Origin of the sequence: Chryseobacterium sp. S0630 (genome assembly GCF_024158915.1) — a bacterium.
Classification (GTDB): domain Bacteria; phylum Bacteroidota; class Bacteroidia; order Flavobacteriales; family Weeksellaceae; genus Chryseobacterium.
Genome location: NZ_JAMZGF010000076.1, coordinates 1 through 23,082, shown reverse-complemented (window position 1 = coordinate 23,082; position 23,082 = coordinate 1). Strand labels below are relative to the sequence as shown.

At 35.4% G+C, this 23,082-nt stretch carries 20 protein-coding genes and 1 other RNA gene; 12 read left to right on the top strand and 9 right to left on the bottom strand.

What is annotated here, in order from left to right; translation table 11 throughout:
- The first annotated feature begins 169 nt into the window (after positions 1 to 169).
- From NK356_RS21965 to rimM, 3 genes are all read left to right on the top strand, one after another.
- Positions 170 to 682, top strand: a complete 513-nt coding sequence (locus NK356_RS21965; RefSeq protein WP_034698990.1) for a nitroreductase — start codon at positions 170 to 172, stop codon at positions 680 to 682.
- Between the two features lie 198 nt (positions 683 to 880).
- Positions 881 to 1,447, top strand: coding sequence for a 30S ribosomal protein S16 (locus NK356_RS21960; protein WP_034698991.1), 567 nt, complete (start codon positions 881 to 883; stop codon positions 1,445 to 1,447).
- A 14-nt stretch (positions 1,448 to 1,461) separates the two neighbouring features.
- The gene (gene rimM / locus NK356_RS21955) at positions 1,462 to 2,004 is read left to right on the top strand and encodes a ribosome maturation factor RimM (RefSeq protein WP_034698992.1); all 543 of its coding nucleotides are present in this window, start codon (positions 1,462 to 1,464) and stop codon (positions 2,002 to 2,004) included.
- Between the two features lie 83 nt (positions 2,005 to 2,087).
- On the opposite strand, the gene NK356_RS21950 is transcribed toward rimM, so the two are convergent.
- The 5 genes from NK356_RS21950 to NK356_RS21930 form a co-directional block, all read right to left on the bottom strand.
- Entirely contained in the window at positions 2,088 to 3,740 is a 1,653-nt protein-coding gene (locus tag NK356_RS21950) for a serine hydrolase (RefSeq protein ID WP_253318070.1), read from the bottom strand.
- A 94-nt stretch (positions 3,741 to 3,834) separates the two neighbouring features.
- The gene (locus NK356_RS21945) at positions 3,835 to 4,749 is read right to left on the bottom strand and encodes an AraC family transcriptional regulator (protein ID WP_253318069.1); all 915 of its coding nucleotides are present in this window, start codon (positions 4,747 to 4,749) and stop codon (positions 3,835 to 3,837) included.
- Between the two features lie 167 nt (positions 4,750 to 4,916).
- On the bottom strand, positions 4,917 to 5,756 hold the full coding sequence (locus NK356_RS21940; RefSeq protein WP_034698996.1) for an SDR family NAD(P)-dependent oxidoreductase: 840 nt from the start codon (positions 5,754 to 5,756) through the stop codon (positions 4,917 to 4,919).
- Positions 5,757 to 6,006: 250 nt separating this feature from the next.
- Positions 6,007 to 6,813: an AraC family transcriptional regulator gene (locus NK356_RS21935; protein WP_253318068.1), complete on the bottom strand. Its 807-nt coding sequence runs from the start codon at positions 6,811 to 6,813 to the stop codon at positions 6,007 to 6,009.
- Positions 6,810 to 7,739 (bottom strand): helix-turn-helix domain-containing protein, encoded by a 930-nt coding sequence (locus NK356_RS21930; protein WP_034698999.1) that lies wholly within the window; start codon positions 7,737 to 7,739, stop codon positions 6,810 to 6,812. The genes NK356_RS21935 and NK356_RS21930 overlap by 4 nt, the downstream gene beginning before the upstream one ends.
- 305 nt (positions 7,740 to 8,044) lie before the next feature.
- On the opposite strand from NK356_RS21930, the gene NK356_RS21925 reads away from it, so the two are divergent.
- The 8 genes from NK356_RS21925 to NK356_RS21890 all read left to right on the top strand — a co-directional run bounded on the left by NK356_RS21925 (position 8,045) and on the right by NK356_RS21890 (position 18,470).
- Positions 8,045 to 8,497 carry a hypothetical protein gene (locus NK356_RS21925; protein WP_253318067.1) on the top strand — a complete coding sequence of 151 codons (453 nt, stop codon included), beginning with the start codon at positions 8,045 to 8,047 and terminating at the stop codon, positions 8,495 to 8,497.
- Positions 8,494 to 8,679: a hypothetical protein gene (locus NK356_RS21920; RefSeq protein WP_253318066.1), complete on the top strand. Its 186-nt coding sequence runs from the start codon at positions 8,494 to 8,496 to the stop codon at positions 8,677 to 8,679. The genes NK356_RS21925 and NK356_RS21920 overlap by 4 nt, the downstream gene beginning before the upstream one ends.
- A gap of 2 nt (positions 8,680 to 8,681) precedes the next feature.
- Positions 8,682 to 9,755, top strand: a complete 1,074-nt coding sequence (locus NK356_RS21915) for an acyl-CoA desaturase (RefSeq protein WP_034699004.1) — start codon at positions 8,682 to 8,684, stop codon at positions 9,753 to 9,755.
- 7 nt (positions 9,756 to 9,762) lie between these two features.
- The gene (locus NK356_RS21910) at positions 9,763 to 10,404 is read left to right on the top strand and encodes a hypothetical protein (protein WP_051934590.1); all 642 of its coding nucleotides are present in this window, start codon (positions 9,763 to 9,765) and stop codon (positions 10,402 to 10,404) included.
- A 156-nt stretch (positions 10,405 to 10,560) separates the two neighbouring features.
- Positions 10,561 to 12,294 carry an AraC family transcriptional regulator gene (locus NK356_RS21905; RefSeq protein WP_253318065.1) on the top strand — a complete coding sequence of 578 codons (1,734 nt, stop codon included), beginning with the start codon at positions 10,561 to 10,563 and terminating at the stop codon, positions 12,292 to 12,294.
- Positions 12,295 to 13,060: 766 nt separating this feature from the next.
- Positions 13,061 to 14,509 (top strand): asparagine--tRNA ligase, encoded by a 1,449-nt coding sequence (asnS, locus tag NK356_RS21900; RefSeq protein WP_034699007.1) that lies wholly within the window; start codon positions 13,061 to 13,063, stop codon positions 14,507 to 14,509.
- Positions 14,510 to 14,668: 159 nt separating this feature from the next.
- Complete coding sequence (gene rpoN / locus NK356_RS21895) at positions 14,669 to 16,132, top strand: RNA polymerase factor sigma-54 (RefSeq protein WP_034699008.1); 1,464 nt, start codon at positions 14,669 to 14,671, stop codon at positions 16,130 to 16,132.
- Between the two features lie 190 nt (positions 16,133 to 16,322).
- The gene (locus NK356_RS21890) at positions 16,323 to 18,470 is read left to right on the top strand and encodes a hypothetical protein (protein WP_034699011.1); all 2,148 of its coding nucleotides are present in this window, start codon (positions 16,323 to 16,325) and stop codon (positions 18,468 to 18,470) included.
- A gap of 153 nt (positions 18,471 to 18,623) precedes the next feature.
- Here NK356_RS21890 and NK356_RS21885 read toward each other — a convergent pair whose 3' ends face one another.
- Genes NK356_RS21885 through NK356_RS21875 form a run of 3 tightly spaced genes read right to left on the bottom strand, consistent with a single transcriptional unit; the run spans position 18,624 to position 21,463 of the window.
- Entirely contained in the window at positions 18,624 to 20,246 is a 1,623-nt protein-coding gene (locus tag NK356_RS21885) for an AMP-binding protein (protein WP_034699014.1), read from the bottom strand.
- 58 nt (positions 20,247 to 20,304) lie between these two features.
- Positions 20,305 to 20,979, bottom strand: coding sequence for a hypothetical protein (locus tag NK356_RS21880; protein ID WP_034699016.1), 675 nt, complete (start codon positions 20,977 to 20,979; stop codon positions 20,305 to 20,307).
- Positions 20,972 to 21,463 carry an RNA polymerase sigma factor gene (locus NK356_RS21875; RefSeq protein WP_002976998.1) on the bottom strand — a complete coding sequence of 164 codons (492 nt, stop codon included), beginning with the start codon at positions 21,461 to 21,463 and terminating at the stop codon, positions 20,972 to 20,974. The genes NK356_RS21880 and NK356_RS21875 overlap by 8 nt, the downstream gene beginning before the upstream one ends.
- Positions 21,464 to 21,717: 254 nt before the next feature.
- On the opposite strand from NK356_RS21875, the gene rnpB reads away from it, so the two are divergent.
- Positions 21,718 to 22,041: RNase P RNA component class A (rnpB, locus tag NK356_RS21870), an RNA gene on the top strand.
- A gap of 82 nt (positions 22,042 to 22,123) precedes the next feature.
- On the opposite strand, the gene NK356_RS21865 is transcribed toward rnpB, so the two are convergent.
- Positions 22,124 to 22,993 (bottom strand): polyphosphate kinase 2 family protein, encoded by an 870-nt coding sequence (locus tag NK356_RS21865; RefSeq protein WP_253318064.1) that lies wholly within the window; start codon positions 22,991 to 22,993, stop codon positions 22,124 to 22,126.
- Positions 22,994 to 23,082 lie beyond the last annotated feature (89 nt).

The following is a 23,082-nucleotide window of genomic DNA, read 5'->3' as shown; positions in this document are numbered from 1 at the left end:
AAAGTAAAAAGTAAAAAGTAAAAAGTAAAAAGTAAAAAGTAAAAAGTAAAAAGTAAAAAGTAAAAAGTAAAAAGTAATGTTGATAAGCTTCCGGAATTTTTATCACTTGTCAAGCATTAAACTTCCTTCATTCTGTTTCCTGCTTCCATCTTTTTTGTAATTTTGTTACATGAATAATGCATCCATTTTAAAAGAAATTATAGAGCAAAGAAGAAGTATTTTCCCAAAGGATTATACAGACTCAGAAATATCTCAGGAAGTTTTGGAGGAGATTGTAAACTCTGCCACGTTTGCTCCCAATCATAAACGTACTAAGCCCTGGCGTTTCAAAATATTCAAAGGGGAAGAAAAAGCACAGCTTGCATCAGAAATGCAGGCTATCTATAAGACCGTTACTCCAGAACAGCTTTTCCTGGAAAAAAAATACAACGATATTGGTTTTAAAATCAATAAAGCCAATGTTGTGGTTTCCATTGTGGTGAATTTCAGCGGAATGGTTCCTGAATGGGAAGAAATAGCAGCGACTTCAATGGCGGTTCAGAATATGTATCTTACCTGTACAGCAAATAATATAGGGTGTTACTGGAGTTCTCCTAAAATCGTAGACGAGCTGAAAGACTCTCTGACCATTGAGGGAAATCAGAAGTGCCTGGGACTTTTCTATATGGGAAATTTGGAATAAATAGCCCTGATGGAGCGGTTTGTTTGAGCTCTTTTTCTTTGCGGAAGAAAAAAGCGAGTAGCGAGAGCAGGTTCCCGGCTTCTGAAAAAAATGAATTTTATAAAACTTTTTGCCTTAAGCTTTTTACTTCAAACTTTTTTACTATCTTTGCACTCTTAAATATTTAACTGGGACGAGTTCCCGTAAAATTCAAACATTATGTCAGTAAAAATCAGATTACAAAGACACGGTAAAAAAGGAAAACCTTTTTTCCACATCGTGGTTGCAGATTCTAGAGCTAGAAGAGATGGTAGATTCATCGAGAAACTAGGTACTTACAACCCAATTACTAACCCGGCAACTATCGAATTGAACGTTGATTCTGCTGTACAGTGGTTAAACAACGGTGCTCAGCCTACTGATACTGCTAGAGCTATTCTATCTTACAAAGGTGCTCTTTACAAAAAACACTTACAAGGTGGTGTAGCTAAAGGTGCTTTTGACGAAGCTGAAGCTGAAAAAAGATTCAATGCTTGGGTAGAAGCTAAAGATTCTAAAGTACAAGGTAAAGTAGAAGGTTTAGCAACTGCTAAAGCTGACGCTAAGAAAGCTGCTTTAGAGGCTGAAGTAAAAGTAAACGAAGCTAGAGTTGCTGCTGCTGCACAAGCTGAAGCTGATGCTAAAGCTGCTGAAGAAGCTGCTAACGCACCTGCTGAAGAAGTTGTTGCTGAAGCTACAGAAGGAGAAGCTCCTGCTGCTGAAACTGAAGAAAACACTGAAGCTTAAGAACAAACCCTGTTATGCGTAAAGAAGATTGCTATTTTTTAGGAAAAATCACACGCAGACATGGACTTGCGGGTAACGTGATCCTTAAATTGGATACCGATCAACCCGAGCTTTACAATAAATTGGAATCAATATTCGTTGAAATCAACGGATTATTGGTTCCATTTTTTATTGAAAAATCATCATGGAGCAAACTGGATGCTCTGAATCTTGCATTCAAAAACTCTTCTGAAGCGATGGTAGATCAGGTGTTGGGTAAAAGTGTTTACCTTCCACTTGCTTCACTGCCTAAACTTTCAGGAAAACAATTCTATTACCACGAAATCATCGGATTTGAAATTTTTGACCAGAATGATAACAACTGTGGAGTGATCAGATCCGTAAACGATCAGACAGCACAGGTGTATTTCATTACCAATCTGGATGGAAAAGAAGTGGTTATTCCTATGATCAAAGACTGGATTATTGCAGTTGACAGGGAAGAAAGAACAATCAAAATGGAACTTCCTGAAGGTCTTATTGATGTATTTCTGGTTCCTTCGAAAAAAGACGAATAGTTTTGCAATAAGCAATAAGCAATAAGCAATAAGCAATTACTATTCTTTTTTACTTTTCTACATTACTCATTACTCATTACTGATTATTCATTACTCATTTTCAAGGCTGGTAAAAGATAGTCCTGTACTATTTTTTCAGATTGCTGATGGGCATAAGGTTTGTTGTAAGCTTGTGCTGTAATTACGATAACAACAGGTATTTTCGTAAAAATAATAATTTTATTTCCTCCGTTTCCACTGGATTGGAAAGCTTCATAACTTTTGTTTCCCACTGTGTAAACTTTTCTCCAGAATAAATATCCATATCCTTCAAAATCAGGATTGTCTGTAAAATAATTGGTGAAAGATTTCTTTATCCAGTCCTTACTCAATAAGGTTTTTCCATTCCAGATCCCGTTATTTTGATATAATTGCCCGAATTTAGCAAAATCAAGTGCTTTCATACGAAGTCCTCCCGCCAGTGAAGGCTTTTGCTGTGGGGTAAACTGCCATTTGTAGTTTGTAATTCCAAGAGGTTGAAACAATTTTTGATCGGCATAATTTTTTAATCCGTGTGGAACACTTTTATCCAGAATATCTCCGGATAATACCACGCCTGCGGTGAAATAATTCCAGTTTTTTCCAATGGGATTCTCCGTCATCGGCAGATCCAGCGTAAACTTTACCCAGTTTTCAGTCGGGTACATATTTTCTTCATTTCCGGGAGATTCATAGTTCTCATCGTTCCCGTCAAACCCTGAACTCATTGTCAGTAAACTTTTGATGGTGACATTATCTTTTTGAGAAGAATAATTTTTAAAAAGCTTAAGGTCATAAAACTCACTCAGCTTCTGGTTTTCACTTTTTAAATATCCGTCTTTGATGGCAATTCCCATTAAAGCTGAAGAAAAAGATTTTCCTACAGATCTTGTATCCTGCAACGAATCTCTTCCTGACCCGTTGAAATACTCTTCAAGAAGTAATTTTCCTTCCTTTATAACAATAATTCCGGTGATATTTTTAAATCTGTTTTCTGCAATTTTCTTATTCAGGGTTCTGATGGCTTCAGTATTGATTTTTTCCTGTGAAGCCTTCCATCCGCTATTGGATTGAATAGGTTGGATGGCGATTTGCTGCTCCGTAATATTTTGAGCAGGAACCGTAAGATTGATTTGTCCTTCTGCAATGACTGATCCCGTTTTGATTGTAGCAGTATTGAGATAAGGTCGGATTTCAATTTTTAAAACATGATTTCCTGCTGTCAGTGCATCAATTCCGTTATGAGCCATATAAAAACGCATCCATAAATACCTTCCCCAGAAATCTTCATTTTTACTGCTGAGAAGAGGAATTTGTAATGTAGTTTTTACTTTTTTATGGTCCGGAGTACCTGCGTCTGTATTGAGATTTTCTTTATAGATAAGCTTTCCGTCTACGTAAAATGTGAATTGATAATTTCCTTTTTTCAGTAATTCATCCGCAGACCAGCTGGGTTCAAGCTGATGCAGATAATTGACCAGAGAGTTATCAAAGAAGGCATGAATTCTGAGATCTCCATTCTCCTGCAATACCGTAGAGGGAACAATATCGGAATCTCTCATATTTTCCGTTGCCATGTTTTGGGTTAGAAAAATAATTTTTCCAGCGTACTTTTTCTGAATGGGATTCTCAATTTTTTCAGGATTGACTATATTTTTATTTTGCCCGTGATAATAATAAAAGGTAAAAATAAAGATCAATAGTAGAAATGGTTTCATTTTAAAGAAGTATTTAAACAAAAATACAGAACTTCCTTCTCACAAAATAGAATGAAATTAACATTTCTATTGTAGTATTGATCTCTTCCGGAATCTAATTGAATAGCTTTCTGAACTCTCCCGGAGACTGATTGGTCTTCTGTTTGAAGAGTTTACTGAAAGACTGTGGATGCTCAAATCCTAATTCATAAGCAATTTCACTTACGGATAAACTTGTGGTGCTTAAACGTTCTTTGGCAGATTCAATTAACTTATTCTGAATGTGCTGTTGTGTATTTTGCTGAGTGTGAAGACGCAAAAGTGTTCCCAGATAATTAGGGGAAATATTCATCTGTTCGGCAATACACTTTACAGATGGAATCCCGTTTTCAAGGAGATTTCCGCTTTCGAAATATTGAGCAAGAATGTCTTCAAATTTGTACAATAATTCGTGACTTGATTTCTTTCGGGTAAAAAACTGACGTTCATAAAAACGATCGGAATACACCAGTAATAATTCAATCTGAGCAATGATCAGATCCTGTGTGAACCTATCAGTGTTGGTCTGATATTCCCGTTCAATATTTTTAAAAATATCAACCAGGATTTTCTCTTCCTTATCGGAAAGAAAAAGGGCTTCTTTCACCTGATAACTAAAGAAATCATATGATTTTATTTTTCTGGTTAATGAAGTATTCCACAGAAAATCAGGATGAATCAACAATAAAAATCCTGTGGGTTCTACTTCTACATCAGGATTGATTTCAAGGCTTAAATATTGTTGCGGGGAAACAAAACACAGTACTCCAGAATCGAAATCGTATTGCTGCTGTCCATAATTGAACTTTGGGCTTACATTCTTTTTCAGACCAATGGAATAAAAATTCTGAATCCATTTCAGTTCTTCGTGGTCTACAATATAGCGGACTTTACTGTAATCTACCAAACTGATCAGTGGATGCTCAGGATGAGGGAGACCACAGAAAGCATGAAAATCTGAAATAGAATTAAAACGAACAGGTTGTTTCATAGAGCGAAGTTAATTGTTTTTATAAAAAGTATAACGCATTGATTCAAAAAGTCTTCGGCTCCGGTCAGACTGACTTTTCTAAAGTTTTATATTTAATTCATCCGATTAAATTAAAATAGTAAGTATTAGAAAGGTCATCCTAAGCGGAGTCGAAGGATATTAGCAGATTAAATTGCTGTAGAAACAGTAAGGCTTTCCCATTTCTCAGCGTCTTTCTTTAAAATATCAATTTTATTATTCAGGAATTCCACCGTTCCTACCCCTAATAATAGATGTACCGGAGGATTTTTTTCTTTACTGATCTGGATCAGTACATCGGCTGCTTTTTCAGGATCATTAGGCTGGTTTCCATTGATTTCGTTAAGGTGCGCCTGTTCTGAATTTCTTGCAGCCTCATAAGCCTGAATAGGATTTGCTGGTGTTTTCACAGAATCTTTGGTTAAGAAATCGGTGCGGAAATATCCGGGATAAACAACTGTAGCATGAACTCCGAAGTCTTTTACTTCCTCAGCCAGTGCTTCCGTAAATCCGGCAACGGCAAATTTTGTGGAGCAATAGATTCCCCAGCCTGGAAAATTAGCAGAATAGCCGCCAACAGAAGAAATATTGAAGATATTTCCTGATCTTTGTTCACGAAGATAAGGCATGGCGTTTCTGATGACATTTAAAGTTCCGAAAACATTCACTGCATAATTTTCTCTTGCCTCTTCATCTGTCAGTTCTTCCAGTGTTCCGATTTGTCCATATCCTGCATTGTTAACTACTACATCAATTCGTCCGAAATGCTTAACTGTTTTTTCAATGGAAGATTTGATGTCATCATTATCTGTGATGTTGACACTGAGTGGAAGGAAGTTTTCTGAAGTTTCTCCGATGGTGGAGATCAGGGATTCAACGGTACGGCTTGTAGCAGCAACCTGAAATCCTTCGGATAGTAATTTTTTTACCAACTCGAATCCTAAGCCTTTTGAAGCTCCTGTCACGAACCATACTTTTTTTGTTTCCATTTTTAAATATTTTTTTGTTTAAATGATGGTACAAAGATGGAAACTTACGAAAAGGTAAATGTAGCCGAATCGGGGAATGATGTATCCAAATCGTGAATGATGTTATTTAACACATGCCATTCTGAATAAAATGTAATGTAATGAAGAATCTCAAACAATTGATGAATAACAAGATTCTTACCTTTTCAGAAATCGCAGATTGGGTCTGTCAATGACAAAAGCCAAATCCCTCTCTAATTTTGAACAAATTTCAATAATTTTTCAACAGATTCCTGTATTTCAAAGGAGTGATGCCTATATTTTCTTTAAAACATCTGATAAAATGACTTTGATCTGAAAAACCGCATTCCATCGCAATATCCGTTAAAGAATGGGATGAAGGGAGAAGCTCAAGAGATTTATTGAGTTTTAATTTTCTGAGATATTCACCCAGATTACAGTAGAAATATTTGTGAAAATCTCTGCTGAGATGAATAGGATGGATGTTCAGGGTTTTGGAAAGTTCCGTAAGATTAAGGCTTTCTGTAAAGCTTTCATGCAGAATTTCATTAATCTGACCTACCCATAAGGGTTTTCTTTCTGTGCTTTCCTTTTGATGGGTCAACCGACTGAAAAGATGTAGCAATAGTTGATTAAAAGCCAGTTCAAATGAAATATCATCACCTTTGGTTTCTTTGAACATCTGATAAACCAATAATTTTAAGGCAGGATTTTTTATGTTAAAACTACCTTCCACTTTATTTTTCTGAATATCAAACCGGTCAAACCAGCTTTGCGAAAGCTCAATATGAAAACCTCTTGTGAAAATATCCGGTTTAATATTATAATGTGGATCTTCCCAATGATGATATAATAATGTTCCGGCAGAACAGCCATAGACTTCCTTTCTGTTTCCTTCCGTCATATTCCCCTGAAGAAGAAAAGTGAAATAAGCATTTTCATGATAATGCCAGTCTACATAAGGATGAGTATACTCCGTATCGGTGATGGTCAATCCTTCTAAATTGACCCTTTGATTGGTATCTCCAAAATATTCGCCGTTACGAAGCGTATTCATGATAAATTCTGTTTTAATCGGTCAATCTGTTCATACATTTTATTAAAAAACATTTTCCTCTCTCTGTTCCCGGATTCATTCATTGATCTGGAGTTTTTGATCTGATGCTCAAAATAGCTCAGAGAATCTTCACACGTTATTTTATCATTGGTCATCATATATCCGAACATGCTGAAAGGTACAAAAAAGGAACATTGTTCTTCGTTTTTGAATAAAATAGCATTGTTTAAAATGACCAAATCATTCACATAGATTTTAAAATTACTTTTTTCCAGTGTTTTCATTTCCAGTCCTTCCAGTAACTTTTTCAGGTCTTCCAGGATAAGATCTGCATCATTTTTCTTTAATAAACCCATTTCATAATAAAACGAGATTTGTCTCAACGCACTCATAATCGTGGTGTCATTCCAGATTTCCGTTACGTTTTGTTTATCATAAAGATCTTTCAGCATTTCATTTTTTACAGAATGATATTCCATCGTGAATTCATGAAACGGACTTAAAAACTTATCCTGATTCAACAAATTCATCCAGACATAAAACTTGAAACGGGACAGAACTGAATCTGAAATGGTATAAAAAAACGGGATGTCCTTTGCGGAATAAAATACTTTGGAATTAGTGATATTCTGAAAAACATTCAAAATCTTCAAGGAGTTCTCGAAATAGTTTAAAAGATCTTCAGTGGTTTTTACAGGTTGTGTTCTCTTGACTACCAATTGATTTTCCGTTCCCAAAAACTGATCCAGTGAGATCTGATAGTATTTGGCAAGTTCCAGAGCTTCCTCAAAACTGAACTTGGCTTTCATAGAAGTTCTTCTGTGAGCCGCATCATAGCTGATATTAAGAATATTGGCGATCTCATCATTTAAAGATTTTTCACCGATTTTTCTTCGGATTTCCTTCAATAAAGCTTCCTGGTGCATACTTTTGTGATTTTCACAAATGTAGTATTTTTTTGTGGAAAGAGTTGTTGATTTGAAGGTTTGAAGCTTGAAGCTTGAAGCTGGGAAGTAGTAAAAGTTGAAAAAATAAATAACGATTTAACAGTAGTTGGATTTATAATCACTATTGCTATTGATCACTGAAAGTAACTTCCAGCATCCTTCTTCCGGCTTCCAACCCCTGTTTTGTGATTTTCGCAAACAGAATGTTTTTTTTAATTTTTTTTCACATTCGGAACTGAGTCTTCTGCTGATAATTTTGAACTGTAATTTTAAAATAACGAGTTATGAAAACACGAATTTTATTAACAGCAGTTCTTTTAGTCAACAGTCTGGTTTATGCATCAGACCGTTTAAAAGCAGATTCTTTAAAACCAAGACTGATTGCAGCTTCACCTTCAAAGACTGTCAGAAATGTCAACGGAATTTTATTTAAATATTTTGACGAGGAAGAACATTTTAAGCCTAAAAAAGTAAATGGCTTAGGTATGGGATTCAATTTTGTGGGCATTTTTCTTCCGCCATTGATGCTTTTCACTTTACAGCCACCAGGAAACCATGATTATGTCATTGTTCCCCGTGAAAAGATGAATACCATTAATGGTTTGCAGTTGTCAATCATCAACATGGAACCCACAGTTACCAATGGTCTGGAAATCAATATTTCAAGCAATGTCAGCACGTATGCAGTGACCAACGGAATGTCTGTCTCTCCATCTTTAATCTGCATCATGAGATGAAAGGGGTTTCTGTAGCGCCATTGGCCAATATCGGGCAGAAATGCAGAGGAATCCAGATCGGTTTGTACAATCAATGTAAAGATTTCAGAGGAATCCAGATTGGTGGATGGAATGAGAACGGCAGAAGGAAACTGCCTTTGATCAACTGGAATTTTAAGCAACAGAAAGTAAATAAAAAGTGATTATGAAACCAAAAATAAGATTTAAAAAAGCAACCTCTCCTTTCTATTCGGAATTGCGTGAAGAGGTGAATATATTGCTGACAGATGAAGTGACTAAAAAGGCTGAAAGATTAATGATTATAAAATTTCTGTTTTATTCTCTTACTTTTTTCCTTTTGTATGCCAATCTTTTTAATCCTTATATATCAGACAAGAACTGGCTGGTAACTTTGAATTATATTGCTTTAGGGCTTACCGGAATATTGCTGGCTTTTAATTGCGCTCATGATTGTGTGCACAATACATTCTCAAAGTATAAAAAACTCAACCGGATTATTTACTATATCACTTTTAATTTGCAGGGCGTAAATGCAAGATTGTGGAGAAAAAGACATATTGCTTCTCATCATGTATTTCCTAATGTGGATGGCTGTGATGCTGATATCGATGATAATATTTTTTTGCGTCTGTCTGTACATCATCCCAAAAGAAGAATTCATGCCTACCAACATTTATATGCTACTTTGCTGTATTGTTTCTACACTTTGCATTGGATTATGATTAAAGATTTTATTTATGTAAGGAAAAAAGACCTGGCTAATCTCAGAAATCAGAAACATTCTATGATGTCTGTAGCAGAAGTTATCCTGCTAAAATTAGCTTACTTCGGTTATATGTTGCTTTTGCCGATGCTTTTTACTGAGATTCCGGTGATCATGATCATAGTATCTTTTATCGTTATGCATGTGACTATTTCACTGTTTTTTGTTCTTACTCTGATTATTTCTCACCTGAGTCTTGAAACCGATTTTCCCCAAGCAGATGAAAATGGATATCTGCCTTATGATTATTATGAACATCAGCTGGCGGTTTCATTGGATTATCATCCAACCAACAGTTTTGCCAACTGGATTTTCGGAGGGTTCAATTCCCATGCGGCACATCATCTTTTTCCCGGTTTACCACACACAGTTTATACCATTATTACTCCTGCAATCAAAAGAGCAGCAGCCAGAAACAATTTTCCATACCATGAGAAAAGTATTGTGGATGCTGTAGCTTCACATTATCAATACCTGAAACAATTAAGTAAATAATCAAACCATGAAAAATTATAAACTAATAGTATTTTTATTCCTGTTTTCAGTACGTATTTTTTCACAGAATACTACGAATGACACAGTGAATACCCAAACAGAAGAACCTTTTGATTATAAAAAATATTATGACTGTGATTTCGGAGAAGGAAATGTTTTGATTGTCATCAAGAAAGGAAAAGAATTTACGGACCTTAAAGATTTAAGAAAATCCGGTAAAGGTTTCGCTATTAAAATGGAAGCCATATACAGTATGGAATTTTCAGATGGCCAGAGATATGAATCAAGTGTGGTGAAAACTATTACACAGGATAGTATTTCGATCACGAATTTTTTCAATGAGAATGCTGCGAAGCTTGCAGGAAAGCCTTTTAAGTTAATTACTTATCCTCTTTCATCTTTAAAATATATTCGTTTTATTAATGATCGGATGTTGTCTCTGTACAATAAAAAAAATATTCAGAAGGATTTTAATCTTATTGTGAAGAAAATGGATCAGGCTAAAATGTGTCCTGCAGTTCTTCAGTTTAAAGAAAGGAATGGTGAAATGAAGGTCTGTCATTTTTATCTGACCTCTCAAGGATATGATCTTCTTTATGAGAGCAATGGAAGAGTGTACTATCTGGAAGGTAAAGTAGAATGGAAATGATATTTGAAAAGAGTATAATTTTTATTTAGTATTCACTTTTTGTTGAATTATTATTCTGAATTTTAATGAAAATATGGATGAATACATGGAAAAAAAGCAAAAGGAGTGGTGCATCTACTGAAGAAAAATAATATTTTTGTAATATAGCTAGGATGAATGATGAAAATAAAATCTTTACTACTGTTTTTGATTATAGGGGTTGTGTTTTATCATGCACAAACTCTTAATATTAAAAAAAATTCTCTGGAAGAACGCACTTATGAGGAATTGGAAAAGGAATTCTATGGCAATCATACGGATGAGGAAAACAGTAAAAGTATTGCCAGTTATTATCTTAAAAAGGCAAAAGCTGAAAAAAATACCACTCATATTGCTGAAGGATATGTTATGCTTCACTTTGATGAAGACTTACCCAACGCATTAAAATACTTAGACAGCTTACAGTACATCACAAAAAATTCTAAAGAAAACACCTATCCGGCGAGAATTTATTTGCTAAGAGGAAATTTATACTCTAAGAATGACAATCTTCAATCTGCATTCAATAATTATATCCTGGGACTGAAATATGCAAAAGAAAAAGGAAATAAGAGGCAGATTGCTATGGCCCATATCAGTATTGCCTACCTGAACAATTATATCGGAAAACATGCAGAGACAGCAAAAGTACTGAGACACTATGCTTATGATGCAGATTACATGAATGAAGATGAGAAAAATTCTCTCAAACTGAATCTGGCAGATGCTTACATAGAGATCAATAAAATGGATTCTGCTTATGTATTGATAAAGGATGGGTTACTGGATTCTAAAAAAAATAAAGATGTTTACCGATATCATCAGAATCTTGGGCTGCTTGGATATTATAATCTGCATTCCAGAAATTATCAGAAAGCCATCGATGGTTTATTGGAATGCGAAAAATATTTCTTTACAAAAAATAATGGCAGTAAAAGAAATCATAATTATACGCTTTTGTATTTAGGAAAATCCTATGCCGGAATTCAGGAAAAAGAAAAAGCAGTAGGATTTTTCAGGAAGATAGATTCTCTGGTTCTTAAAACCAACTACATCTATCCTGAGCTGCGAGATGTATATACCTATCTTATTGATTATTATAAAGAAAACGGTGATAAGGAAAAACAACTGTATTATGTAGACCGTTTTTTAAAAGTAGACCAGGTGCTGGATATGCAGTTCAGGTATATTTCCAGAGAACTTCCGAGAAGGTATGATACTCCGGAACTCCAGCAGGAAAAAGAAAGCATTACCAATGAGCTTACGAAAAGAAAAAGTCTTTTCTATATTGTTTTAAGCCTTTTGTTGATTTCACATTTATTATTTATCAACGTTTATTTTAAATATAAAAAATCTGAAAAGAACTATAAGAAGATTGCCCAGGATCTTATTCAATCTGTTAATGAAAATAAAGGAGAAAAAAACAGAGATCCGGAAGTTCGAAATGAAATTGTAGCAGAATCTCTTCAAACAGAAAATATTGAGGACAAAACATCCAGAACTATTTCTGAAGATATTGCCCAGAATATTTTAAAAGAACTTGAAATATTTGAAGACAAAGATCAGTTTTTGAATAAAGGAATTACGTTGGGAAGTCTTGCCAAAAAAATAAAAACAAACTCAAAATATCTGTCAGAAATTATCAATACTTACAAAGGGAAAAACTTTGCAACCTATCTCAATGATCTTCGTATTGATTATGCCATCAGCAGATTGGCCAATGATAAAAAATTCAGGTCTTATAAAATTACTTTTATCGCAGAAGAATTAGGATATAATAATGAACAGGCCTTCACTTTAGCCTTCAAAAAACGAACCGGAACACCACTTTCTATCTACTTGAAAGAAATTGAAAACATGTCTTTGGATTAGATTTAATTCATTGATTTTCATTGTTTTATTGTTTATAGATTCATGTTTTTAGGTATATAAATTTATGAATCTATAAAGCATTCCCTTGTATCATTCTTCCACTTCCTGCATCTTTGCTTCAGGTAAAAACACAACCATTTATTTTGTATGTGCACAATACAAGATATCAGTTCCAAACTGTTGATCATTTAAACAATCAAGTCAGGAATTGTATCCTAAAAACTAATAATGAAGGAGAGGATAAAAACTAATAACTAAGAAAACTAATAACCAAGAAAATTAAAATGTAAATAATGAAGTAATTGTTCAGAATTTAGAGATGTAAAGTGTAGTGATCATTTAAAAATCATTAAACAGTAAATCCGGTTAATCCGCCACACAGTTTAAAAGTATAGTATAGTCTAAAAATGGATGTATAACCCGGTAATTTACCACGAACTTATCACTTAAAAACTAATAACCATTTCAATAAAACTAATTCCATGAAAACTCAGAGTAAAATAATATTTTATTCTTTTTAAAAGTGATAGTGTAAGTGTGTTCATTCCGGGGATATTCCGGATATTATTGAAGTTCAGGACAATATTGAGTGGAAATGTAACCCTAAAATGCAGAAGAGTTTGCAGAAGAAAAAAGGTGAATTTCCTGAACTGAAAGTTTAAATACCTGTTAAATGATTTTTAAAGACAGCGCAATCATCAAGTTGCGCTGTTTTTTTGTAACTTTGCAGACATTAATTTTTATATAAAAAATTTATCATCAACAAATGAAAAAGCAAACGATCAAAGAAATCCTAAAGGATTACAAGAAAGTATTACATCATGACATTACAGTTTACGGATGGGTAAGATCCTTCCGTGCTAATCGCTTTATTGCGCTTAATGATGGTTCTACGATTAATAATTTGCAGATAGTTGTTGATTTCGAAAATTTTGATGAAGCTATTCTTAAGAATATCAGTACAGCTTCTTCCCTGAAAGTAGTAGGAGAAGTGGTGGAAAGCCAGGGAGCAGGACAATCTGTGGAAATTATCGCTAAAAAGATCATTATTTTAGGAGATAACTTTACAGAAGAACTTCAGAGTACAATTCTTCAGCCTAAAAAACATAGTCTTGAGAAACTTCGTGAGCAGGCTCACTTAAGATTCAGAACGAACCTTTTTGGAGCGGTATTCAGAGTGCGTCACGCAGTAAGTTTTGCGGTTCACTCGTTCTTCAACCAAAACCAGTTTTTCTATATCAACACACCGGTTATTACGGGAGCAGATGCAGAAGGAGCAGGTGAAATGTTTGGTGTAACGAACTTTGACCTGAACAATATGCCAAAAACTGAAGAAGGGGAAATTGATTTTGCACAGGATTTCTTCGGTAAAAAAACAAACCTTACCGTTTCAGGACAGTTGGAAGGAGAAACTGCAGCGATGGGATTGGGAAGAATTTATACATTCGGACCTACTTTCCGTGCTGAAAATTCTAACACGACAAGACACCTTGCCGAGTTCTGGATGATTGAGCCGGAAGTGGCATTCAACAACCTTGAAGATAACATCGACCTTGCGGAAGATTTCTTAAAATATGTGATCCAGTACGTATTGGATAACTGTAAAGATGATCTTGAGTTCTTAGATAACCGTTTTGCGGAAGAACAAAAGACAAAACCAGAAAAAGAAAGAGCAAAAGAAGGTCTTATCGAAAAACTTCAGAATGTTATTGCTAAGCGTTTTAAGCGTGTAAGCTATACTGAAGCTATCGAAATCTTATTGAACTCTAAAGAAAATAAAAAAGGAAAATTTGCTTACCCGGTTGAAAAATGGGGAACTGACCTTCAGTCTGAGCACGAAAGATACCTTGTTGAAAAACATTTTGAAAGCCCGGTAGTATTATTTGACTACCCGAAAGAAATCAAAGCTTTCTATATGAAACTGAACGATGACAACAAAACCGTAGCAGCCATGGATGTTCTTTTCCCTGGTATCGGTGAGATCATCGGTGGATCAGAGAGAGAAGCAAGATTAGATGTTTTAAAACAGAAAATGGCAGATATGCACGTAGATGAGCACGAACTTTGGTGGTATCTTGATACCAGAAAATTCGGTTCTGTACCACATGCAGGCTTTGGTTTAGGACTTGAAAGACTAGTTCTTTTCGTAACAGGAATGACGAATATCAGAGATGTAATTCCTTTCCCTAGAACACCGAAAAGCGCTGAATTCTAGAACAATAAAAAAAGCCTTAATCACAAGTTAAGGCTTTTTTTATTATTTAATAGTTTATTATATTAGGGTAAGTAATGCAAAAATCATGCTAAATGTGTTTTTTATCAAATAAATTTATTAAATTCGTAGAATATGTTATGTTAAAACGCAAATAAGAATATGCTTAAACAACACTTACAACTCAAATTAGGACAGAAGCTGGCCCCTCAGCAGATCCAGTTGATGAAGCTTATTCAACTTCATACTCTTGAATTTGAAGAGGAACTGGAGAGAGAGTTAGAAGAAAACCCGGCTTTGGAAATTGCAAAAGAAGATTCTAAGGAAGACGAATATTCTTCCCTTGAAGATGCTTATCAGGATGAGGGTACAGAAAGCATTGAAACAGATTTCGACGTCAATGAATATATCTATGACGATGAACCAAGCTATAAAACCGCATCCAGCAACTATTCTCCGGATGATGAAGAATTTGATAACGAGAGTCTTTTAACGGAAGGCCAGTCCTTATATGATTATCTTACAGAACAGATTCACCTGGTGAATATTGGTGAGGAAGACCTGAAGATTGCAGAATACCTGATCGGGAATTTAGATACAGACGGATATCTGAGAAGAGAGATCAAATCTATTGTTGATGATCTTGCTTTCTCACAGGGAATTTATACTACTAAAGAAAGAGTAGAGGATATCCTTGAAAATTATGTTCAGAAACTGGATCCGCCCGGAGTAGGAGCAAGAGGTCTGCAGGAATGCCTTTTACTACAGATTGAAAAGAAAGTAAGCTCAGATAAAGCCGTTTCTTTGGCTGCCAATATTTTAAGACATCAGTTTGAAGCTTTAACGAATAAGCATTATAACAAGATCATTCAGAAATACGATATTGAAGAAGAAGATCTGAAAGATGCTCTGGATGAAATCTCAAAACTTTCTCCTAAAGTAGGAGGAAACTTTGATACACAGACAATTACCATCAATCAGGAGATTATTCCTGACTTTGTCATTCAGGTGAAAGATGGGCAGGTAATTCCTATGCTGAACAGCAAGAATGCACCAACGCTAAGAGTTTCTGAAGAATATAAAGATATTCTGACCACGTATTCTCATGATAAAAACTCATCGGAACACAAGCAGGCTGCTTTATTCATCAAGCAAAAACTGGATGCAGCAAAATGGTATATCGATGCCATTAATCAGCGTCAGAATACCTTATTACAGACAATTACAGCCATTGTGAAATTCCAGAAGGATTATTTCATCACAGGTGACGAAAAGTCTCTGAAACCAATGATTCTGAAGGATGTTGCAGATATTACAGGTTTTGATATTTCTACCATTTCAAGGGTAGTAAAAAGTAAGTATGCAGATACGCCTAATGGAATCGTATATCTTAAAGATCTGTTCTCAGACAGTTTAACAAATGACGATGGAGAAGAAGTTTCTACCAAGGAGATCAAAACCCATCTTCAGGAAGTTATCAGTAAAGAAAATAAGAGAAAACCACTTACAGACGATGCATTAGTAGTCATTCTGAAAGAGCAGGGTTATAATATTGCCAGAAGAACGATTGCAAAATATCGTGAACAGCTCAATATTCCTGTCGCGAGGTTAAGAAAAGAACTTTAACAATATAAAAAAGCATTTCGATTTGAAATGCTTTTTTTATTATTGAGCATGTTTAGATTTTCATTCCTTCTTGTAACATAAAAAGCTTCTGGAACTTATTTCAGTACCGTATTTCTACTGAATAAAATCCAATCGTTTATTCCGATATTTGATTGATTAATTTCTAACTGAACCAATTAATCATTTGCTTATGTCAACAAAAACCGTTCAATTTAGTGTTGAGGTGAAGAATATAACCATCACTTCAGGGAGTTTCCAAGTTTTTGGAATTGCTGAAAATTTCATTGGCGCTGTTAATAACAAAACGTCATTTGAAAACAATACTTTCAGTGTTGAAATTAAGAATGCAGAATCTGAATATTATGCTGTAACCGTTTGGGTACATGAATATATAATTGATAATACTGTATACAAAATTGACGGTGAACCTTTAAGTTTATTAGCAACATTTTATCTTCCTGATACCCTTTTTCCAGTCATTGTGAATCCTGAATCCTCTATTGCTTCAATCTATACATTTGCAAGTATGACAAAAGTAGATGACGATGGAACAGTGCACATTTCAGGAACCAGGCGAAATATGAAAATCGCTTATGGAATGAAGAAGAATCTGTATAAAACAGAAGGAGCCATCGGCGATATGATCAGTACTTCACCAAACGGTTTTGAAACGAACAGTTATCCAATGTTCAACTCCTTATGTAATTTATACTATTATTCTATAACAAATCCAATCATCCATACAGGAAAGCCTTTTTACAAACAATTTTTGGATTATGCGTGGCATGAACCTTCTGAATCAAACAAAAATTTCCTTCAGGCTATAAGAAATCTGCTGCATGATCCCTGTAATAACGCAGTTAATATTTATAAGATGCTTTTTGGACTGGAAGAAATCTACTCAGATTCATTAGTCTCGATGAAAAATATGACCGAGGATCAAAAGATTCCTAATAACTGGACCCTTACATTAAAAAGTAATTCATCAGGAGCTAAGAACTTTATTCCGAGTGGAGCAGCCTTTGTTGTTTTTGATGCAGATGATAATGCATGGATTGCTAATAACTTTCGGGCCGGTTCTCCGGATTCCGGAACTCATTGTCCTGTTTACAAATATGATGCTACGCCTGCCGATTTTTCTCCGGTTCAGGGTGGCGGATTACTTGGAGTAGCTTTTGGAGCTGCCGTTAGTCCCGATAAAAAATATATTTCTTTCGGAAACTTCGGATGGGGTTCGGAATATAATAATCCACAAGAGGGAAGTATTTCTCGTTTTTATTATAAAGACGGAAAGCCCGTAAGTCCTTCCAATGGTTTTACATTAGGACTTTCCCGGGTTCAGGGAATGGAATATGATAATCAGGGGAATCTTTGGATGGCCTCAGTAGGTTGTCAGGAACCTTTTGCACCTGCCAAACCGGGAGTTTATCCCTTTGAAAACGAACCAAGTGCCGTAGTTGTTTATCTAAAACCTGAGGATAACGATTTTGAGAAAGGCCCTACTGCAGCCCTTACCCTTATCTGTAATGAATTTCCTGTAAAAAAATCTCCAGGCTTACCTCCGTTGCCAACCCGAACCCCTTATTTGAAAATATTTGATGTAACTCCTGATCACAAAGGAAGTGCTTATGTTTCCTGTATCGGAAATTATGATAAAGATTTTCCTGAAAACTGTGCCTTTTCAGCGGTTTATAAAGTTGCAATTGAGGGAGATCAATTGGTGGTTACCCATAGCTGGTTCAGCAATTATTCTGAAAGTGCCAATAAACAGGAAGGGTATGAATCACTTCGTCAGATTGCAATAAATGGAGATGGAAATGTTGTCGTGGTAGGAGTAAGCAGCAGCCGTGCTACGGTTCTTAGTCATGATCTTTCAACTGTTATGGGATATTATGATGTGAATACTTATGCTCCATGGGGAGTTAAAATAGATAAAAATCAGACTGTTTTTCTAGCCAATTTTGGTCATGAAACAGATTTTAAAACTTATCCCGCGCTGGATATGCAGGGACCTTTTGGAGTAACGATGCTTCGTGATCCGTCAAAACCGGAAACAGCAATGCTGCTTACTCTTCCTACAGGAGGTTCTGAGGTTACTTTAGCTAACGGATATCCTTTATATGGTACTCAGCATAAACCAAAATTACATGAATCAAAACACGAAGAATTACGGATGCAATGTTATCAGCCTATTATGAGACTTACTTCAACGAATATTGACGGCGCAGGAAATCTTTGGTGTATGAACAACTGGAAACCGTCAGCTCTGGTAGATGTTTTTGATAATCCCGGTGGTGATGGAGTTGTAATTTTCCTCGGAATTGCAGAACCTGAATAAATACGTCTGAATTAAATGTTCATGATTTTCGTGTAATTAAAGATAAGCGATTATTCAAAAGTAAATTCATATCAAAAAAACCTGTTTAAAGCTTAAACAGGTTTTATATTTTATAATGGATGTTAATCTATTTATAGTTTTACTCGTGTTGTGTTAATCTTTAAAGCTACCTAATTCAAGTTCTTTCATAGAAATTTCCCGCATTTCAACCTTTCTTATTTTTCCGGAAATAGTCATAGGGAATTCATCTACAAATTTCCAGTATTTCGGAACTTTATAATGGGCAATTCTTCCTTTGCAGTATTCCTGTAGTTCATCAGCAGTGATGGTAAATCCTTTTCTCACTTTTACCCATGCCATTACTTCTTCACCGAATTTTTCACTGGGAACACCAATGATCTGGACATCCAGGATGTTGGTATACGTATATAAAAAATCTTCAATTTCCTTAGGGGAGATATTTTCTCCACCACGAATGATGAGGTCTTTTATTCTTCCTGAAATGGTAATATAGCCGTCTTTATCCATTACCGCCATATCTCCGGTATGCATCCAGCGCGCATCATCCAGTACCTTCTTCGTATTTTCAGGATCATTCCAGTATTTCAGCATGACGGAATAGCCTCTGGTGCAAAGTTCGCCATGCTCTCCACGTTTTAAAGTTCTGCCACTTTCATCAATGATTTTTATCTCAAGATGATCCTGAACAGTTCCTACGGTGCTGACCTGCTTTTCCAGCGGTGTTCCTATTAAAGTCTGAGTAGATACAGGTGAAGTTTCTGTCATCCCATAGCAAATACTCATTTCTTTAATATTCATCAGGCTTTCTACTTTCTTCATGATTTCGGGAGGGCATACAGAGCCCGCCATAACACCGGTTCTTAAGCTTGAAAAATCATAAGTGTCAAAATCTTTTACTGCCAGTTCAGCAATAAACATAGTAGGTACTCCATACAAAGAAGTACATTTTTCATCTGAAACAGCTTTTAAAGTAATCTCCGGATCAAAACTGTCATTCGGGATTACCATACAGGCTCCGTGAGCTGTACAGCACATATTTCCGATGACCATCCCAAAACAGTGGTAAAAAGGTACAGGAATGCAGACACGGTCTTTTTCAGTATATTTTAGTCTTATACCAATAAAATAACCGTTATTGAGGATATTATGATGAGAAAGGGTAACTCCTTTCGGAAAACCGGTCGTTCCGGAAGTATATTGAATATTAACCGGATCGTCAAACTGTACATGCTCTTCAAAACTGTGAAGCACTTCATCTGAAATTTCCTGTCCGTTATTCACAAACTCTTCCCAGTTTTCATCAAAGAATATTTCATGATCAAGGGTTGGACATACTTCTTTTGCATATTCAACCATTTCTTTATAATTACTGGTTTTAAAACTTAAAGAAGAAAAAATAAAGCGAACTTCCGACTGATTGAGTACATAGGTCAGTTCGTGAGTTCTATAGGCCGGATTGATATTCACTAAAATAGTTCCTATTCTTGCAGTGGCATACTGCAAAAGTACCCATTCATAGCGGTTGGAAGACCAGATTCCGATTCTGTCGCCTGCTTTTGCTCCTAAAAACAATAAAGCTTTTGCAACAGCTGTTGTTTGATTGTAAAATTCCTGATAAGTAGCTCTGTAATCCTGATGAACGCAGACTAATGCTTCCTGATGGGGATATTTTTCGACAGTACTTTTAAGATTGGCTCCGATGGTCTGGCCTAATAATGGAACCTCAGAAGTTCCATACACATAAGATAAGGGCATAGTTTAAGATTTGGTGGAATAAAATTAACAATTATATCCCGAACTATGCCTATGTATATTAATTTTCCTGAGAATCTATTTCTTTAAGTTGTTTTAGATTTTTATCAAGTTTTTTAATAATAGTACCATATACCAGTCTGTAATACAACCAGATCATAGAAATCGCAAGCAATGTACTTACGACAATCCCCACGATAATAATGGTAAGATTGGAACCACTTGGCTGTATATTCTGAGAATCTAATATATAAAAGATAAAAGCAACCAATACAAAAGTGAATATCAGCAATAATACAATACTGATGAGAATGAAAGCATTGACTGTTGTTTTGAACTTAATGATTCTGGTGATAAGACCCTTCAGATTTTCCTCAATCTTGATTCTTCGGTAATTCTGGTAGAATTTCAGTACAAAATAGGCTGTGATCAATAAACTTAAGACCTTTATCGCTAAATAAGCATGTCCGAAGTTGTTTTCTACTTCCGGAGCTTCCTGGGCACCTAATCTTTCAAGCATTTTACGGAAACTGTCTGATTCCTCTTCCGGAAAAAAGTAAAACAGTCCTAATACTGAAAAGAAAAGTAATTCTACAACGCTGATCCAGAAAATATATTTCACATAGTTACGCGACTTTCTGTTCAACATCTGAAGAATCTCAGTGTTGTCATATTTATGCTGTACAGGTTGTTCCTGCCATGTTTTCTTAAAGCTATCTAAATCAAATTCAGGCATATTTTTCCATCTGTTCTTTAAGGGTTTTCTTTAATCTGTTCATTTTCACGCGTGCATTGACTTCAGTGATTCCGAGGTTTTCTGCGATGTCCTTGTAAGGCAGATCGTCAAGATACATCATGACAATGGCTCTTTCTACATTAGGAAGAGTCTTGATTACAGTATACAAAAGTGATACCTGCTGCTGTTTTTCATCGTCATCTTCCACAAAATCCCTGTGGTTGATGTCCAGCTCATTCGTAGGAAGGCTTTTGCTTTTTTTTCTAAAGAGGGTAATGGCTGTATTGAGCGCTACACGGTACATCCATGTGGAAATTTTGGAGTTTCCTTTGAAAGAATCATAACTTCTCCAGAGCTGTAACACGATTTCCTGGAAAAGATCCTCTTCATCTTCCAGAGAATTGGTATACAAACGCGATACTTTAATAATCAGTCCCTGATTATCTTTGATAAGCTGCGCAAATTCTTTTTCTCTGGAATCCATAGATATATAATGGCACGAAGATAATAATAAAGTAGTAATTGGTGAAAATTATAATTAAAAATCGTAAAAACGGTAAAAAAATGAAATCGAAGAAGAGCTAAAGGTCCAGACTTATATTTGAATAATACTCTATATTTTCATCAAAAAGCAAAGGAAAGATATTTTTCAATCAATATTATTTACATTGGGTTAAAACTCTTGAGTCTTTTTACTCTTTACCTTTTTACCGCAAAATTTGTGTACCTTTGCCTCCGCGAGAAAATCGGCTTGTTGATTCTTGTTTCGGCAAGGGTAGGAAAGTCCGGACACCATAGAGCAGCAAAGCGGATAACATCCGTCACCCGTGAGGGTAGGACAAGTGCAACAGAAAGCAAGTACAGTTCGGCTGTAGTGAAACCAGGTAAACTCTTTGCGGTGCAATGGTAAGTATATCGGTTCTTTTCAGCAATGGAAATAGGGGCGGCTCGTCCTGAAAACCGAGGGGTAATCAGCTCAAGTATTGCAGCAATGTAATACGTAGATAAATAACAGGCGCTTCTTCGGAAGTACAAAATCCGGCTTATAGATTTTCTCGTGATTTTTTTTAAAGCTGGAAGTTAGAGGCTGGAAGAGTGATGTTTTTTAAACCTCTATCTTCAAACTTCCACCTTCCAACCTAATTTATTCACTTTCCAACTGTTTTTTAGATTCCTGTAATTCCTGTCTGTCTTTATCAGAAAGAGTAGGATATTTAAGATTCATTTTCTCCAGAGTATCAATAATAATCTGAATGGCGACCACTCTTGCAAACCATTTGCTGTCTGCAGGAAGCACATACCATGGAGCATGATCTTTTGAAGTTTCATTGATGGCTGTTTCATAGGCTTCCATATACTGGTCGAATAATGCTCTTTCCGGGAGATCTCCTGCAGAGAATTTCCAGTTTTTTTCCTGTTCATCAATTCTGTCCAGAAGTCTTTTTTTCTGTTCATCCTTAGAGACATGTAAAAAAATCTTCACAACAGTGGTTCCGTTTTGTGAAAGGTGTTTTTCAAAATTTCTTATACTTTCATACCTGTTTTCCCAGAATTTGCTGTCAAAATCTTTTACGGAAGACCATGTTTTTTCGCTCAAATTATATTCAGGATGTACTTTACAAACCAGAACACTTTCATAATGGGATCGGTTAAAAATCCCGATCATTCCCTTCTGTGGCAGTGCCAGATAATGTCTCCATAAAAAATCATGAGAATATTCTTTGGAACTTGGGGTTTTAAAACTGGTTACATTACACCCCTGAGGATTCACTCCCCCGAAAACATGCTCTATCATACTGTCTTTTCCTGCTGCATCCATAGCCTGTAATACAACCAGCAGAGACTGGCTTCCGTCAGCATATAATTTTTCCTGCAACTCACGAAGTTTTTCTTTCTCCTGAATCAGCATTTGCTCTCCTTCTTCTTTCGTAAGCTTTCCTTTATAAGAAGTTGACGTTTTTTTTATCGAAAATTTTCCACTTACCTTAAAGTTATCTGAGAAATCGGTGTCCATATTTTTTTATTTAAAGATTAAAGTAAAAAGATTAAAGTAAAAAGATTAAAGTAAAAAGATTAAAGTAAAAAGATTAAAGTAAAAAGATT

Coding starts and splice junctions, on each gene's coding strand:
- NK356_RS21950 (WP_253318070.1), bottom strand. CDS start 3,740: ATGAAACCATTTCTACTATTGATCTTTATTTTTACCTTTTATTATTAT.
- NK356_RS21920 (WP_253318066.1), top strand. CDS start 8,494: ATGAAAGGGGTTTCTGTAGCGCCATTGGCCAATATCGGGCAGAAATGC.
- NK356_RS21885 (WP_034699014.1), bottom strand. CDS start 20,246: ATGCCCTTATCTTATGTGTATGGAACTTCTGAGGTTCCATTATTAGGC.
- NK356_RS21945 (WP_253318069.1), bottom strand. CDS start 4,749: ATGAAACAACCTGTTCGTTTTAATTCTATTTCAGATTTTCATGCTTTC.
- NK356_RS21965 (WP_034698990.1), top strand. CDS start 170: ATGAATAATGCATCCATTTTAAAAGAAATTATAGAGCAAAGAAGAAGT.
- NK356_RS21930 (WP_034698999.1), bottom strand. CDS start 7,739: ATGCACCAGGAAGCTTTATTGAAGGAAATCCGAAGAAAAATCGGTGAA.
- rpoN (WP_034699008.1), top strand. CDS start 14,669: ATGCTTAAACAACACTTACAACTCAAATTAGGACAGAAGCTGGCCCCT.
- NK356_RS21935 (WP_253318068.1), bottom strand. CDS start 6,813: ATGAATACGCTTCGTAACGGCGAATATTTTGGAGATACCAATCAAAGG.
- NK356_RS21960 (WP_034698991.1), top strand. CDS start 881: ATGTCAGTAAAAATCAGATTACAAAGACACGGTAAAAAAGGAAAACCT.
- asnS (WP_034699007.1), top strand. CDS start 13,061: ATGAAAAAGCAAACGATCAAAGAAATCCTAAAGGATTACAAGAAAGTA.
- NK356_RS21890 (WP_034699011.1), top strand. CDS start 16,323: ATGTCAACAAAAACCGTTCAATTTAGTGTTGAGGTGAAGAATATAACC.
- NK356_RS21865 (WP_253318064.1), bottom strand. CDS start 22,993: ATGGACACCGATTTCTCAGATAACTTTAAGGTAAGTGGAAAATTTTCG.
- NK356_RS21915 (WP_034699004.1), top strand. CDS start 8,682: ATGAAACCAAAAATAAGATTTAAAAAAGCAACCTCTCCTTTCTATTCG.
- NK356_RS21875 (WP_002976998.1), bottom strand. CDS start 21,463: ATGGATTCCAGAGAAAAAGAATTTGCGCAGCTTATCAAAGATAATCAG.
- NK356_RS21925 (WP_253318067.1), top strand. CDS start 8,045: ATGAAAACACGAATTTTATTAACAGCAGTTCTTTTAGTCAACAGTCTG.
- NK356_RS21880 (WP_034699016.1), bottom strand. CDS start 20,979: ATGCCTGAATTTGATTTAGATAGCTTTAAGAAAACATGGCAGGAACAA.
- NK356_RS21910 (WP_051934590.1), top strand. CDS start 9,763: ATGAAAAATTATAAACTAATAGTATTTTTATTCCTGTTTTCAGTACGT.
- NK356_RS21940 (WP_034698996.1), bottom strand. CDS start 5,756: ATGGAAACAAAAAAAGTATGGTTCGTGACAGGAGCTTCAAAAGGCTTA.
- NK356_RS21905 (WP_253318065.1), top strand. CDS start 10,561: ATGATGAAAATAAAATCTTTACTACTGTTTTTGATTATAGGGGTTGTG.
- rimM (WP_034698992.1), top strand. CDS start 1,462: ATGCGTAAAGAAGATTGCTATTTTTTAGGAAAAATCACACGCAGACAT.